Origin of the sequence: Phaeobacter sp., from assembly GCF_022825805.1 — a bacterium.
Classification (GTDB): Bacteria; Pseudomonadota; Alphaproteobacteria; order Rhodobacterales; family Rhodobacteraceae; genus Phaeobacter.
The window spans coordinates 1-14,435 of the sequence record NZ_JAJDWC010000024.1; the positions used below are offsets into that span (position 1 = coordinate 1).

Annotated in this window: 16 protein-coding genes and 1 pseudogene; 5 read left to right on the top strand and 12 right to left on the bottom strand. The window is 61.8% G+C overall.

Features of this window, described 5'->3' with window-relative positions; all coding sequences use genetic code 11:
- Nucleotides 1–136: pseudogene (locus tag Q0C28_RS02360) on the top strand (amino acid ABC transporter ATP-binding protein); the annotation flags it as partial.
- 267 nt (nt 137–403) lie between these two features.
- Here Q0C28_RS02360 and Q0C28_RS02365 read toward each other — a convergent pair.
- The 4 genes from Q0C28_RS02365 to argB all read right to left on the bottom strand — a co-directional run bounded on the left by Q0C28_RS02365 (nt 404) and on the right by argB (nt 3,521).
- Nucleotides 404–895: a DUF411 domain-containing protein gene (locus Q0C28_RS02365; protein WP_293573044.1), complete on the bottom strand. Its 492-nt coding sequence runs from the start codon at nt 893–895 to the stop codon at nt 404–406.
- A 213-nt stretch (nt 896–1,108) separates the two neighbouring features.
- Nucleotides 1,109–1,615 carry a histidine phosphatase family protein gene (locus Q0C28_RS02370; protein WP_293573045.1) on the bottom strand — a complete coding sequence of 169 codons (507 nt, stop codon included), beginning with the start codon at nt 1,613–1,615 and terminating at the stop codon, nt 1,109–1,111.
- The gene (locus Q0C28_RS02375) at nt 1,612–2,427 is read right to left on the bottom strand and encodes a ferredoxin (protein WP_293573046.1); all 816 of its coding nucleotides are present in this window, start codon (nt 2,425–2,427) and stop codon (nt 1,612–1,614) included. Before Q0C28_RS02375 ends, Q0C28_RS02370 begins: the two co-directional genes overlap by 4 nt.
- A 233-nt stretch (nt 2,428–2,660) precedes the next feature.
- On the bottom strand, nt 2,661–3,521 hold the full coding sequence (argB, locus tag Q0C28_RS02380; RefSeq protein WP_293573047.1) for an acetylglutamate kinase: 861 nt from the start codon (nt 3,519–3,521) through the stop codon (nt 2,661–2,663).
- A gap of 228 nt (nt 3,522–3,749) precedes the next feature.
- On the opposite strand from argB, the gene Q0C28_RS02385 reads away from it, so the two are divergent.
- Nucleotides 3,750–4,478 carry an SDR family oxidoreductase gene (locus Q0C28_RS02385; RefSeq protein ID WP_293573048.1) on the top strand — a complete coding sequence of 243 codons (729 nt, stop codon included), beginning with the start codon at nt 3,750–3,752 and terminating at the stop codon, nt 4,476–4,478.
- 196 nt (nt 4,479–4,674) lie between these two features.
- On the opposite strand, the gene yihA is transcribed toward Q0C28_RS02385, so the two are convergent.
- From yihA to ttcA, 5 genes are all read right to left on the bottom strand, one after another.
- Nucleotides 4,675–5,325, bottom strand: coding sequence for a ribosome biogenesis GTP-binding protein YihA/YsxC (yihA, locus tag Q0C28_RS02390; protein ID WP_293573049.1), 651 nt, complete (start codon nt 5,323–5,325; stop codon nt 4,675–4,677).
- The gene (locus Q0C28_RS02395; protein WP_293573050.1) at nt 5,325–6,077 is read right to left on the bottom strand and encodes an MOSC N-terminal beta barrel domain-containing protein; all 753 of its coding nucleotides are present in this window, start codon (nt 6,075–6,077) and stop codon (nt 5,325–5,327) included. Before Q0C28_RS02395 ends, yihA begins: the two co-directional genes overlap by 1 nt.
- The gene (gene yidC / locus Q0C28_RS02400; protein WP_293573051.1) at nt 6,077–7,888 is read right to left on the bottom strand and encodes a membrane protein insertase YidC; all 1,812 of its coding nucleotides are present in this window, start codon (nt 7,886–7,888) and stop codon (nt 6,077–6,079) included. The genes Q0C28_RS02395 and yidC overlap by 1 nt, the downstream gene beginning before the upstream one ends.
- Before the next feature lie 510 nt (nt 7,889–8,398).
- Nucleotides 8,399–9,943 (bottom strand): bifunctional diguanylate cyclase/phosphodiesterase, encoded by a 1,545-nt coding sequence (locus Q0C28_RS02405; RefSeq protein WP_293573052.1) that lies wholly within the window; start codon nt 9,941–9,943, stop codon nt 8,399–8,401.
- Nucleotides 9,944–10,008: 65 nt separating this feature from the next.
- Nucleotides 10,009–10,896: a tRNA 2-thiocytidine(32) synthetase TtcA gene (gene ttcA, locus Q0C28_RS02410; protein WP_293573053.1), complete on the bottom strand. Its 888-nt coding sequence runs from the start codon at nt 10,894–10,896 to the stop codon at nt 10,009–10,011.
- Nucleotides 10,897–11,215: 319 nt separating this feature from the next.
- On the opposite strand from ttcA, the gene Q0C28_RS02415 reads away from it, so the two are divergent.
- Complete coding sequence (locus Q0C28_RS02415; RefSeq protein WP_293573058.1) at nt 11,216–11,758, top strand: DUF3833 domain-containing protein; 543 nt, start codon at nt 11,216–11,218, stop codon at nt 11,756–11,758.
- Here the strand turns inward: Q0C28_RS02415 and yidD are convergent.
- The 3 genes from yidD to rpmH form a co-directional block, all read right to left on the bottom strand.
- Nucleotides 11,755–12,075, bottom strand: a complete 321-nt coding sequence (gene yidD, locus Q0C28_RS02420) for a membrane protein insertion efficiency factor YidD (protein WP_293573054.1) — start codon at nt 12,073–12,075, stop codon at nt 11,755–11,757. The two genes, Q0C28_RS02415 and yidD, sit on opposite strands and share 4 nt — an antisense overlap.
- Nucleotides 12,076–12,202: 127 nt before the next feature.
- Nucleotides 12,203–12,658, bottom strand: coding sequence for a ribonuclease P protein component (rnpA, locus tag Q0C28_RS02425; protein WP_293573055.1), 456 nt, complete (start codon nt 12,656–12,658; stop codon nt 12,203–12,205).
- A gap of 23 nt (nt 12,659–12,681) precedes the next feature.
- Nucleotides 12,682–12,816 carry a 50S ribosomal protein L34 gene (rpmH, locus tag Q0C28_RS02430; protein ID WP_008554144.1) on the bottom strand — a complete coding sequence of 45 codons (135 nt, stop codon included), beginning with the start codon at nt 12,814–12,816 and terminating at the stop codon, nt 12,682–12,684.
- A 470-nt stretch (nt 12,817–13,286) separates the two neighbouring features.
- Between rpmH and Q0C28_RS02435 the strand changes: the two genes are divergently transcribed.
- Both Q0C28_RS02435 and Q0C28_RS02440 read left to right on the top strand, forming a co-directional pair.
- Nucleotides 13,287–14,117, top strand: coding sequence for a TVP38/TMEM64 family protein (locus Q0C28_RS02435; RefSeq protein WP_293573056.1), 831 nt, complete (start codon nt 13,287–13,289; stop codon nt 14,115–14,117).
- Nucleotides 14,118–14,119: 2 nt separating this feature from the next.
- Nucleotides 14,120–14,435, top strand: a 316-nt coding sequence (locus tag Q0C28_RS02440; protein ID WP_293573057.1) for an FAD-dependent oxidoreductase, incomplete at its 3' end; no start/stop codon positions are given.

Below are 14,435 nucleotides of genomic sequence, written 5' to 3' on the forward strand. Positions count from 1 at the left end.
TGCCCGTCAGGTGGCGAACCGGGTGATCTTTATGGATGCGGGTCAGATTGTGGAGCAGAACGAGCCGGAAGAGTTCTTCAACAATCCACAGAGCGAACGCACCAAGCTGTTCCTGAGCCAGATCCTCGGCCACTGAGGCGCGCGCATTCAAGTGAAACGGAAAGGCCGGACCTCGTGTCCGGCCTTACGTGTTTGTGGTCCAGGGAACGCTGTTCCCTGGGTTTTTTGAGTATTTTGGGAAAGATGACAGGTCGGACGTGTGGGCCGGACGTGCGGGCAGGATGTGTGGGCAGAGGGCGCGGCGCAAACCATTGGGTGATGCGCACCGGATTCTGGGCTGGCGACTGAACTGAGATTCGGACTGGGGCCTGAAACTGAGCCGTGGTAGACGGTCCCGCCTCTGTCAGCCGTGCTGGGCAAAGACCGTGCTGCGGCCGTCATGGCGCAGCAACAGCGTGTCGAAACGGTCCCGCATCTGGCCCATTTCCATCCCCGGTGAGCCGAGCGGCATGCCCGGCACGGTGAGCCCCTTGGCATTTGGTCGCTCCTGCAACAGCCGGGTGATGTCGGCTGCGGGAACATGGCCTTCGATCACATAGCCCTCTACCCGCGCCGTATGGCAGGAGGCCAGCGGCTCGGGCACGCCCAAGCGGTCTTTCATCTGCCACAGCGCATCATCGGACAGGTCGCGCAGCTCCACCTGAAAGCCCGCGCCGAGCAGATGGTCTGCCCAGGCGCTGCAGCAGCCGCAGCTGGGGGATTTCATGACCTCGACTGTCGGTCCGTTTGCGCTGGCGTGCGCGGCCCGTGATAGGCCCGATAGTGAAAGGCCCGCAAAAGGCAGAGAAAGCGTGGGAAGGGCAGCGATGGAGAGCAGGAAAGAGCGGCGGTTCATGGCGGGTCCTTAGGTCATTGGAATAGACATACACACTATAGGTGGCCGCGGCTGTGGCGCGCCAGCGGGGTCCCACGCGGGATGTGCCGCTTTGTCGCAGAACCCGCACCTGTGGGTGTCCTGACCCGTGTGCTGCGCCCGATCTGCGTCCGACCTGCGTCCGGCCTGTGTCTGTCCTGTGTCTGTCCTGCGTCGATCAGATGCTCGTCTTGATCAGGTTGCTGATGCGGCGAGCAGTTCGCGTGGGACAGCGAAGTCCACCGCGGTGCCACTGCTCCAGCTGAGGTCGCTCCACCGGGTGATGTCGAACCGGGCCACCAGCGTGGCACCTGTGGGGTAATCATCAAAACGGGGATGATCCGGTGGAACCCGCAACAGGGAATGGGCAAACGCCGCGATGCCGGGGTTGTGGCCAAGGATCTGAACTTTCGGGTGCTCGGCTTCTCGCAGCACCTGAAACAGGATCTCGGCGCTGGCGTGATACAGCCGCTCGATGAAGATCGCGGGCGCATCAAGCGCCATCAGCTCGCTGGTTTCACGGGTGCGCTGCGAGGACGAGGAAATCACCTGATCCGGGATCTGACCGATGTTGCGCAGCCAGCTGCCCAGGGCCACGGCGGAGTGTCGGCCCCGTTTGGTCAGCGGGCGGGCGTGGTCGCTGGGGGCGGCGGTGTTCCAGGCGGATTTGGCGTGGCGGGTCAGGATCAATGTGCAGGTCATGGCGTCAGAAAATACCTCATGTGATGGGCGGATTGGGCGGCGCTGCGCGCGGCCCCGGCGCTGAGCGGGCAGGCCCGGCGCGCGAGGCAGCCCCCGTCCAGGCAGGGTGCACCGGCGGGCGTGCTGAGATGCGCGCGGCAGGCGGCGACATCATAGGGGCCACCGTCGCGCAGCGCATCGACCGGGCAGCGGGTCAGGCAGGGTTGGTTGGCACAGGTCAGACAGGGGGCCTCCTGCAGTGGTGGGGCTGCGGGGTGGGGGGTGATCGGTCTGGCAAACCGCAGCGCGCCGCGCAGGGAGATCATCATGCCATAGCGATCATGCACCATCATTTGTGACGGTGAGGTGAAACAGCGCCCAGAAGCCAGCGCCCAGGCGACAAATGGCTGATAGGGCGGCCCGGTGAAGGGGTAATAGGCTTCGGCCTGCCAGGTTGTGGCCAGCTCGTCGATGACCCGTTTGGACCAGCGATCCAGCGGGTCTGCGGCGCTGTCGTGATATTCTGGGCTGGTTTTGAAATGTGCCCAGAACGCAGGCCCTGTGCCAAGGAGCAGCAATGTGCCCCATGCGCCGCGTGGATTGGCGCCTGGATTAGTGCCTGGCTTGGCGTCTGGGCTGGTGCCCTGACGAGTGCCCTGTTCGGTGCCTGTGGTGTTGTCTGCGCCGTCTGGAGCCGCAGCAGGTGCTGGGACCTCTGCGGACAGGGGGGTGGCTTGCAGACTGCCGTAGATCTCCAGGCCCAAGGGGGCGAGCGTTGCAGTGATCTGGTCGAGGGTCAGACCAGAAAAGGCGGAAGAGATGACGGCAGACATGGGACCAGCTTACGACAGCTGCGCCGCAACACCTGCATAAAAACGGCGGATCTGATCCGGATCTGCCCCAAACGGGCCTGCGTCCGGCGTCGGCTATGCCCGGTGATGCCGGTCAGGCGACCGAAGCTGGACCGTTCCTGCCGTCATGGGCTGGGGAAGGGACAAGGCGGCAGAATGATTGGCCCAGCCGATCCGGGGGGGGGCGGCTGGTGGGCCTCTGCGCGTAGTTGCGATCAGGGGCGAATCATCGAGCCGGCACCGTGATCGGTGAACAGTTCCAGCAGCACCGCATTTGGCACGCGCCCATCCACGATGGTGCAAGCGCGTACGCCGTTGCGCACCGCTGACAGGGCTGTTTCGGTCTTGGGGATCATGCCACCGTTGATGACACCATCGCGGGTCATCGCCTCCACATCCGTTGCCTTCAGCTCTGTCACCACATCACCAGCGGCATTTTTCACGCCGGACACATCAGTTAGCAGCAACAGGCGGTCGGCTTTCAGCGCGGCAGCAATGGCCCCGGCTGCGGTGTCGCCATTGATGTTAAAGGTCTCGCCCTCGGGACCGGCACCGATGGGGGCGATTACCGGGATCATATCCTGTTCGAACAGGTGGCGCAGCACCGTGGTGTCCATCTGATCGGGAATGCCGACAAAGCCCAGATCAGGATCGGCCTGACGGCAGGTGATCAGCTTGGCGTCTTTGCCGGACAGACCGACACCCGCGCCGCCCTGACGGTTTAGCGCCTGCACGATGCGTTTGTTGACCACGCCGGACAGCACCATTTCCACCACATCCATGGTGGCACCGTCAGTGACCCGTTTGCCATTCACAAAGCTGGATTGGATGTCCAGCTTCTCCAGCATTGCATTGATCATCGGGCCGCCGCCATGAACGATGACGGGATTGACCCCGACCTGGCGCAGCAGGACGATGTCCCGGGCAAAGGTCTCCATCGCCTCGTCGCTGCCCATGGCGTGGCCGCCCAGTTTGACGACGACGATGGCTCCGTCGTAGCGCTGCAGATAGGGCAGGGCGCTTGACAGGGTTTCGGCTGTGGCAATCCAATCGCGGTTCATGTCTTGTTTCTTCATCTCTGCAATCCCTGAAGATGGCGGCAGCGCAACGGAGGTCCGCCCAGCCATGGCCCCTGTGTTACGCGGTTCTGCGGGCGCTGCCAAGGCGGCGCGCTGCGATTGCGCCCATTGCAGCAGGGGATCACCCCGCCTAGGGTGCGGGGAGAGACGGCAGAGGGCCGCGGTGATGCGGCTGTGTGATCTGCGGGGCTCTGTCACCCGGTGTTTCATCCCAAGGAGGGAGCCATGCGCAAGAAAACCCTATTGCTGACAGGTGCGAGCCGGGGGATTGGACATGCCACTGTGCGACGTTTCAATGCCGAAGGCTGGCGGGTGATCACCTGTTCGCGCCAGCCCTTTCCCGCCGAATGCCCCTGGGGCGGGGGGGAGGAAAACCACGTGCAGGTCGATCTGTCCGATCCCAGTGACACCATCAACAAGGTTGGCGAAATTCAGGAGCGCCTTGGCGGTCAGCTGGACGCGCTGGTCAACAATGCGGGCATTTCCCCCAAGGGGCCAGAGGGCGAGCGGCTGAACACGCTCGACACCGATCTGATGACCTGGGGCAAGGTGTTCCATGTGAATTTCTTCGCCTCCGTGGTGCTGGCGCGGGGGCTGCGGGACGAATTGGCGGCCACAAAGGGATCGGTGGTCAATGTGACCTCCATTGCAGGCAGCCGTGTGCATCCCTTTGCAGGTGCGGCCTATGCCACGTCCAAAGCGGCGCTGGCGGCGCTGACACGGGAAATGGCCCATGACTTTGGCCCGCTTGGCGTGCGGGTGAATGCGATTGCGCCCGGAGAGGTGGAGACCTCCATCCTGTCGCCGGGCACCGATAAGATCGTGGAGAAACTGCCGTTACAGCGCCTTGGCCAGCCAGAGGAGGTCGCGGCGGCGATTTACTTCCTCTGCTCTGGGGACAGTTCGTACATTTCTGGCGCTGAGATCGAGGTCAATGGCGCACAGCATGTCTGAAGCGTGACGCATGAGGCGAGTGTCGTCGCCGGTGGTTCACGCCAAACACTCTGGACCCTTCAAAAACCCTGGGCACGCCAGATACAGCGTGCCCTGAGCGTCGGTTTGTGCATGGTTTTGCCCATGATGTCGGCTTAGCCTGCCCCCAATTCAGGGATGCAAAAGGCAGGGACGCAGCCGGTGTTGCGCGTGGTGCTTATTCCAGACCCGCGATGATGGCGCGCAATGTGGCGATGCCATCGCCTTTCTCGGACGAGGTCAGCACGATTTCCGGATAGGCGGCGGGGTGTTTGGACAGGGCGCTGCGCACCTGATCCAGCACTGCGGCGCGATCCTTCTCTTTCACCTTGTCGGCCTTGGTCATCACCACCTGAAAGGTCACCGCCGCGCTATCCAGCAGCGCCATGATTTCGGCATCGACCTTTTTGACGCCATGGCGGCTGTCGATCAACACAAAGGCCCGCCGCAGGGTCTGACGACCGGAGAGATACTGCTTCAGCAGGCGCTGCCATTTCTCCACCACCGGCAGGGGCGCATTGGCATACCCATAGCCCGGCAAGTCCACGAGATAGAGTTCGGGGCCTTGGGTGAAATAGTTGATTTCCTGGGTGCGACCGGGGGTGTTCGATGCCCGTGCAAGCCCTTTGGTACCTGTCAGCGCGTTGATCAGGCTGGATTTTCCGACATTGGATCGCCCGGCAAAGCACACTTCGAGCCGGTCCGCATCCGGCAGGCCGGACATCGCAACCACACCTTTGACGAAGCCCGATTCGCCTGCAAACAATTTGCGACCTTTTTCGGTCATGATGTTATCTGGCGCTTCGGCCAGGGGGAAGGGCAGCTGCATCACAGGACCTCGATCTTGTCGCCCAGGCGGATGGTCCCGCCCTGGATGACTTCGGCATAGACGGAAAAGTTCTGATGTCCGAAGTGTTCGTTTAGAGTTTTCAGCGTGTCGGCATCGCGGACCCCGGTGTCAGGGTTCGCCGTTGTTGCAAGGCAGCGTTGGACCGGTTCGCGCAGGGCAAAAACCGCCTCTCCGATCCGCACCTGTTGGCCGATCAGCGCGTTTTCCGCCCAGGCCTCGCCCAGGTCAAACCAGATGTTGCCGCGCCAGCGCTGGGCGCTGAGGCTCTGGCCCATAGCGGTTTCGACAGCCCGGTGCGAGGCCCAGTTGCACAGCGACACAGAGGGGTAGTCTGTATCGGTCATGCCCCGGCCCGGCACCCGCACGATGCGCGCGGAGGCCGCCCGGTTTTCTGGCATCAGCGGCGCGACCCATTCCAGAAAACGAGGCAGGTCGTTGCTGTCATCCGGGGCAATCGTCAGGCTGCCCTGTTCGGGATGGCGCAGCGTCACGGTGGCGGCGTCACTGTCATAGGTGGCGGAGATCGCCATCAGTTGCGGCGCTTTGGCCCCACGGCTGAAATTGGTGCAGGGCGCCCAGGCGGTGCCATCGGCCTGTGCGGCCTCATGGGCGACGGCCCAAACACGATCGCCGGGCATGGTCTGCCCGGCGATCATTGTGATGGTATCCAGCGCTTCGCGACCATGGGATTTGATCGGGTGGCGCCAGATGTCCGTTACGGTATGGGTCATCACTTCTCCGCCTTCGGCGACTTCTTGAAGCTGGATTTGATATTGCCAAACACATCCGGCTTATAGCCATGGCGGCGCATGATCAGATACTGCTGCGCGAAGGTGATGGTGTTGTTGGCGATCCAGTAAACCACCAGACCGGTCGCAAACCCGCCCAGCATGAACATGAAGACCCAAGGCATCCAGGCAAAGATCATCTGCTGGGTCGGATCGGTGGGCGCCGGGTTCAGCTTTTGCTGCAGCCACATGGAGATACCCAGAAGGATCGGCAGGATCCCGATGAAGATCAGGGCCATCAGGCTTTCAGGTGCTGGCGCTGCAAAGGGCAGCAGGCCGAACAGGTTCATGATCGAGGTCGGATCCGGCGCGCTGAGATCCTGGAACGGACCAAAGAAAGGCGCGTGGCGCAGTTCCAGCGTGACGAAGATCACCTTGTAGAGCGAGAAGAAGATCGGGATCTGCAGCAGGATCGGCAGACAGCCGGCCGCTGGGTTGACCTTTTCCTTCTTATAGAGCGCCATCATTTCCTGTTGCAGCTTCTGGCGGTCGTCGCCTGCGCGTTCCTTGATCTTTTCCATCTCAGGCTGCAGCTCTTTCATCTTCGCCATGGAGGCATAAGATTTGTAAGCCAGCGGGAACACCAAGAGTTTGATCAGGATGGTCAGGCCGATGATGGCAAAACCCATGTTGCCGATCAGCGCGTTCAGCCAATGCAGTACGGCAAAGATCGGTTTGGTCAGCAGGAAGAACCAGCCCCAGTCGATGGAATCAAGGAAGCCTTCGATGCCGTCCTTTTCATAGCCACGGATGGTGGCCCATTCCTTGGCACCGGCGAACAGCTCGGTGGTGACGTCGGTCGCTTCGCCCTCGGCGAGGGTTACGGTCGGCAGCACCACATCGGTCTGATAGATATCGCGGCGCTCGTCGAACTTCGAAATCGCCCGGAACGATTGGCCCGGTTCGGGGATCAGAGTCGCCATCCAGTAGTGGTCGGTGAACCCGATCCAGCCGTTGCTTTCGATCTGGGTGGTTTCGGTACGCGCCCCGGTGCGGGTGTCCAGCTCGAAATCTGCCATATCGTCATAGTCGAGTTCGGACAGGGTGCCATCGGCCATGCCGACCATACCCTCGTGCAGGATGAAGAAGTTCTTCAGATCCAGCGGCTGACCGTGGCGGGCCAGCGTGCCGTAGGGCGCCAGTGTCACCGTGCCTGCACCTTCGTTCATCACGCTCTGGACGATCTGGAACATGTAATCGTCATCGATGGAGATGCTGCGGAAGAAGGTCAGGCCTTTGCCATTGTTCCAGGACAGGGTGATCGGCGTCTCTGGCGTCAGCGTATCGCCTTCGGCCAGGGTCCACAGCGTGTTGGCGCCGGGGACATCCTCGGGTGACAAACCTGCGCCTGGGGCCCAGCCGTAGAGAGCATAGTAGGCCTGCGGGGTGCCGGAGGGCGTGAGGAAGGTGACAATCTCGGCATCCTCGGCCAGCGAGACCCGATAGTCCTTCAGCGCCAGATCATCGATGCGCCCACCCTGCAGCGAGATGCTGCCTGCGACACGCGGGGTGTCGATGGTGATGCGCGGTGCGTCCACGGCTGTGTCCGTGGGGGCGACATTGGTCTGGGCGTCCGCTCCGATCGCTTGCGCTGCAGAGGGCGCGCTGACACCGGTGCCGGCAGGTGCGGTCTGTGCGATCTCGGCCTCGGGCTGCGGCGCAGGCTCTGGCGGTGGGAAAAGGATATACCAACCCAGAATCACCAGGAAGCTGAGCGCGGTTGCGAGAAGAAGGTTCTTGTTCTGATCGTCCATTGGGGACTGCCACCTCGTGCATGGAATGACAGGGTGTGGTTCAACAGAGGTGGACCCCAAAGGTCAAGTGGAATCGCCCGGGTTCTGCTGTCGCAGGGGCTGTGGGTCGGCATTTCTGCGATTTGGGGCGTGTTTTGGCCGTTTCCCTCGGTCCGGCCCGGTGCACGGCAGGCTGCGTGTTCTGCGATCGGTAGGGCCGGTTTTGGGGCGGTGTTTTGGGGCAAAACGGCCCCGGCTGGCCGAACTGCATGCGCCGACAGGCTGGGGCTGCATTGGTCCTGCTCAGGTATTTTAGTGGCTTGTTGGTGGCCCCTGCTCATGTCGCAAAGGTTGCCGCAGTTTGGACCCTGTGTTTGGACCCTGTGTTTGGGCCTGGCAGTTTGGGCACCGCAGTTTGGGTGCGGGTTTGCGGCTGAGTTATGGGTTTTGGGGGATGGGAGCTGTGGGGCCCTGAGTTTTTCGCGCCGGTTTTTGGCCCTGGATTATTGGCCCTGCGCTATTGATCTCGCGTTATTGACCCTGGCGGCCAATGGCAGGGGCGTCCTGCAGCTTGGCCTCATGCGCGGCGATCCAATCCAGGGTCTGGTCAAACGGCATCGGACGGCCAATGCCAAAGCCCTGCACATGATCACAGCCCAGCTGCGCCAGAAGCGCATGTTCCCCGACGGTTTCGACACCTTCGGCAAGGGTGGCCAGATCCAACCGCTCAGCCATGGTGAGGATGGCGGCGATCAACTTCTGTTGTTCGGGATCGCGATCAGCTTTCATCACGAAAGAACGATCAACCTTGATCCGCGACACCCGGAACCGCTGCACCGCGGCGATGGAGGCATGGCCGGTGCCAAAATCATCCAGGTCGATGCCGCAGCCCATTTCGCCAAGAGCGGCAATATTGCGCACAATCGTGTCGTCGGGCTGATCGGTCATCACCGTTTCGAGAATCTCGATGCTCAGCCGGTCGGGTGTCAGGTCAAAACGCTCAAACTCCCAGCGGATGCGCTCCACCAGTTTTGGGTTGCGCAACTCATCGGTTGCGAAGTTGACGCCGACAGAGGGCACGGACAGGCCGGCCGCATCCCAGGCCTTCAGCGCGGTCAGCGCGTTATAGAGCATGATTTCGCTCAGCCGTTCCATCAGCCCGGCCTCTTCCAATGCGGGCAGGAACGACATTGGGGGGATCATGCCGCGAACCGGATGCTGCCAGCGGGCCAGGGCCTCAAACCCCGAAACGCGCCCGGTGTTGGTGCAGACCTGCGGTTGGAACCAGGCCTGGATATGGCCGTTTTCCAGTGCGGTCGTGATCTCTTCCTTGATGCTGCCGCGGGCTTTGCCCCGGCGGTCCATTTCTTCGGTGAAAGCGCGGATGCCGGAGGGGCCGCTGCTTTGGGCGTCCATCAGGGCGGTTGTGGCGGCGTTGATCCAATCGCAGCCTGCGGGTTTTGGCGCCCGCGTGTGGAGGCAGAAGCCGATGGATGCGGTGACATAGACGGACATGCCATCCACTGAAATCGGCTCTTCCAATGCGGTTTGCAGACGCCCGGCCAGTTGAATGGCCAGTTCCAGGTCCATCTGCAGGACTGGCGTCAGGCAAGCGCCAAAGCGGCTGTCACTGATGCGCGCAACACTGTCCTGCGGGCGCAGGATCGACAGAATGCGTTCGCCGCAACGGTTGACCAGCATATCGGCGGTTTCCTGACCGTGACGCTGGGCCAGATCCTTGAAATCATCCAGCTCGATCATGAAAATGGCCGAGCGCAGACCGCTTTGTTCGGCGCTGTCGTAGGTGTCGTTGGCGACCTCTTCGAAGCCATCCCGCAGCAACATGCCTGTCAGGCGGTCACGCGGCTGACCGGGACGGCGCAGTTGGGCAAAGCCACCACAGGCGCCAAGTGCCAGTGGCAGGCCAAGCGCCAGAAGGATCAGCGCGGCCTCTCCCCCCATCCAGAACGTCGCAAGGGTCAGGGCTGGCAGGAATGCCAGCAGCGGCGGTCCCAGCAGGACCGGCACAACCCGTTTTCGGACGTTCGCAAGGGTTTGCGACAGCGGTTTTGTCATCTTCAGACCTTTCACCTACAGACGGCGGTGTCGCGTCAGAATAGGCGCGCGGTCTGACCGGGGAGTTAACGCAACTGAGGAATCGTGTCGCTTTCGCCCATTTTTTCAGCGGTTTTCAGGCTCAAGCCCATGAAATCGAACAATTTGGGGTCCAAGAGATGCGATGGGCGCGCATTCATCAAGGCGCGGAACATCACCTGCCGCCGTCCGGGACTGTTTGATTCCCACTGATCCAGGATCTGTTTGACCTGCTGTCTTTGCAGCCCATCCAGGCTGCCACAGAGATCGCAGGGGATGATGGGATAGCGCATGGCATTGGCGAATTTCTCGCAATCGGCCTCCGCCACATGGGCGAGCGGACGGTAGAGAAACAGATCGCCTTCCTCGTTCACCAGCTTGGGGGGCATGGTGGCCAGACGCCCGCCGTGGAACAGGTTCATGAAGAAGGTTTCCAGGATGTCATCACGGTGATGGCCCAGCACCACAGCAGAACAGCCTTCTTCGCGGGCGATGCGATAGAGATTGCCACGGCGCAGACGGGAGCAGAGCGCACAATAGGTGCGCCCCTGAGGCACCTTGTCCATGACAATGCTATAGGTGTCCTGATATTCGATCCGATGCGGCACGCCCATCTTTTCCAGAAACTCTGGCAGAACGGTGGCGGGGAAGCCGGGCTGACCCTGATCGAGATTGCAGGCCAACAAGTCCACCGGCAGCAGGCCGCGCCACTTCAGCTCGTAGAGCACCGCCAGGAGCGTGTAGCTGTCTTTGCCGCCAGACAAACACACCAGCCATTTCGGAGGGCGGCCATCCTTGGCTTTCTCGACCATGCCGTATTGTTCGATGGCCTCGCGGGTATAGCGCACGATCCGCTTGCGGAGTTTCTTGAACTCCGTCGTGGTTGGCGCTCCGGCAAACAGCGGGTGGATATCGTCCAGATCAGTATCAAGCATGGCGGCCCCCTAGCTGAGCAGAGGCGTTTTGCCAAGAAAAAACGCCTGTGCGGTGGTCTGTGTCGTGGTCTGTGCGATGGTCTTGTCGGAGATAGCGGCCCAGCTGCGAAAGTCATCCAAAGCGGCGGGTGGGACGTATTGAAAGCAACGTCACATGATATCGAAAAGGTTGCACATGACACGCCGTCGCCCTGAGCCCCTTGTTGTCCCTGAGCCCCCTGTTGTTTCTGTTCCGTCTGCTGGTGGTGCGACCAATGGTTCGTCCCCCCCCTTGCACCAGTCCGAAGGCAGGCAGCGCCGCGGTGGCTTTGCCGGGCGTCTGGGGCGCTGGGCAGCGTTGTTGGCGGCGACAGGTGGCATTGCGGTGCTGGCATCCTGCGGGCGGCCCAGCCTGTCGGACGACAAGCTGAGCGGCAAGGCGCTGAACCTGGAGGAGTATTTCGATGGGCGCACCGTGGCCTATGGCCAGTTCGAAGATCGCTTTGGCACTGTGCGGCGGCGCTTTGTGGTGGATATCGTCGGGGAGTGGGATGGCCGCGAATTGGTCCTGACCGAGGATTTCCGCTATGCGGATGGAACCACGGAGCAGCGGATCTGGACCCTGACCAAGACGGGTGAGGACACCTGGGAAGGCACGGCTGACGGGGTACAGGGCATTGCGCGCGGCGAAGAGCGTGGCGACACCTTCAACTGGGCCTATACCATCGATCTGCCGGTGCCGGGCGGCTACACGATGCGGGTGTCCTTTGATGACTGGATGTGGTTGATGGAAGACGGCAGACTGCTGAACAAAGCCTATATGAGCCGCTTTGGCGTCACCCTGGGTGAAGTGATCATCTTCTTTGAAAAGAAAGACGGCTAGCGCGGGGGCGGATCGGTCTTTTGCCCTGGCAGGCTCTGACGGTTGGTGGCGCTTGATGTGTCGTGCTGCTGGTCCGGGCCGTGATCGGCGCAGCCGCATCCAGGCACCGGGTCATAGCCATTGCCGCCAAACGGGTGGCAGCGGCCAATACGGCGCAGTGTCAGCCAGGCCCCGCGGATGGCTCCGTGTTTTTCCAGCGCTTCCAGCGCATAGGCCGAGCACGTCGGCTGATAGCGGCAGTTGAAGCCAACCCAGGGGCTGAAGATCAGCCGGTAGGCGCGTACAGGCAGCGCAAAGAGATGAGCCAGCAGGGTCATGGCGGATAGATAGGCAGAGTTGCGCGATATGGCAATCAGGGCGGTGCCTCCCCGCGCAGGGGGGCGGGCACTGTTCGGCCCCGCGGCGATGTTTGTCGCTGTCAGACAGCCGGGGTCTGTTGCTGCTTTACTTGCCGTGGATTTTTTTCAGCGCGTAGATCAGATCCCGCTTCAGCTCTTCGAAAGGGCGATCTGCTGTTTCACCGGCCCGCCCGATCAGCACATAATCCCATCCCGCGCGGCCATGGAGCGGCAGGATCATCCGGGCCACTTCGCGCAGGCGGCGTTTGGCGCGATTGCGGGCCACCGCGTTGCCGACCTTTTTGGAGCAGGTGAAACCCATGCGGATACCATCCCCGGCGTCTTCGTCGGGTCGGCGGTTGCGGCCCTGAACCATCATGCCCTTGGTACCCTGACGGCGGGCGCGGGCGGCGGCCAGGAAATCACGTCGTTTGGCGATCACCACTGGTTGTGGCTGCGGCAACGCGCGGACGGCGGTTGCATCAGATGCACAAACGGACACCGCCGGAGACTGATCCCCGCGGGCAGCGTTGCCATCCTTGGGGGTCTCCGGCGGTGTCATGTCCGTCAGAACGTGAACTGAGCTTATGCGCTCAGTTCTTTACGACCGCGTGCGCGGCGTGCGTTCAGGATTTTGCGGCCTGCCTTGGTGGCCATGCGCGCACGGAAGCCGTGACGACGTTTGCGAACCAGGTTCGAAGGCTGATAGGTGCGTTTCATCGCTCCGGTCTCCAACTATCTACATCAGGACGGCGCGGAATCGGCCACCCGGGGTCTATCTCGAAGCCCGGTCTCTAGAAGGGAATGGCGCGCGAGTCAAACCCCCTGCAGGGTGTTTTCTGCCCGAATTGCAACATTTCCCGAAAAACCGGAAGCTGCGCAGGTCTTATCAGACAAGTTTTGTAACAGACAGCCCCAAAACGGCTGTCTTTGTAACGAAAGCCTCACGTTTTTTGTGTCAGTGATCAAGCCGCTGTGAGAATGGGGCCCGCTGGCTCGTGTTGCGCCCATTTTGACGGTAGCACCAAGAGCGAAAACACCCAGGACAAGTGGCGCCTGCCGAGGCGCAACCCTATCTGAGGCAGATACGCCAGAGAGTGAACGGTGACACCGGTTTGCCGTATCAGGCCACAGATTTAGGCCACAGATCGAATGCGGCCCCGAGGCCAAAACAGCAGGAGCATCGCGCCATGCAAGATCAGACATCACCCGCCCAAGACGAGGGCCGCAATGACGCAGCGACCGCTGGTGCGAGCGATCCCAAACCCGCAGAGAAGAAACCCGGTCTGGGCCGTTACCTGCCACTGTTGGCGGTGCTTGCCGTTGCCGTGCTCGGCGCGCTGACCTTGGGCGATTTCCTGACCTTTGACACACTGCGCGACAACCGTGAGGCGTTGATGGCGTTTCGCGACAGCAACTACACCGGCCTCGTTGGCCTGTTTGTGCTGGCCTATGTGATCATCGTTGTGTTTTCGCTGCCCGGTGCGGCCGTGGCCTCGGTGACGGGCGGTTTTCTGTTCGGACTGGTTTCTGGCACCCTGTTCAATGTGTTTGCGGCCACCCTGGGCGCGACCGGTATTTTTCTTGCCGCACGCTGGGGGCTGGGCGCGATGCTGACCCAGCGGTTGGAAACCGCAGAAGGACGGGTGCGCACGCTGAAGCAGGCGCTGCGTGAAAATGAAATCGAAGTGCTGTTGTTGCTGCGGCTGGTGCCTGCAGTGCCGTTCTTTGTGGCCAATCTGCTGCCCGCGCTGGTGGGGGTGAAGCTGGTGAATTTCCTGTGGACCACTGCAGTCGGCATTGTGCCGGGGGCTATCGTCTTTACCTGGATTGGTGTTGGGCTGGGTTCGGTGTTTGATCGTGGCGAGACGCCGGATCTGTCGCTGCTGTGGGAGCCGCATGTGATTGGTCCGATCCTTGGTCTTTGTGTCCTGGCGGCCCTGCCAATCCTGCTGAAGAAACGCAAACCGCGTGCGGGCAATGCGCCTGCGGCTACAACCACCCAAAAATCGGAGCAGTGACCATGCAAGAGTTGACCTGTGATCTCCTCGTGATTGGTGCAGGCTCTGGTGGTCTGTCTGTTGCAGCCGGGGCCAGCCAGATGGGCGCGGATGTGGTCCTGCTGGAGGGGCACAAGATGGGGGGCGATTGTCTCAATTACGGTTGCGTTCCGTCCAAAGCCTTGCTGGCAGCGGCAAAATCGGCCCATGCTCAGGCCCATTCCAGCGCCTATGGCGTCGCCGATCAGATGCCGGTGGTGGATTATGCCGCGGCCAAAGATCACGTTCAGGACGTGATTGACACCATTGCACCAGTCGACAGCCAGGAGCGGTTCGAGG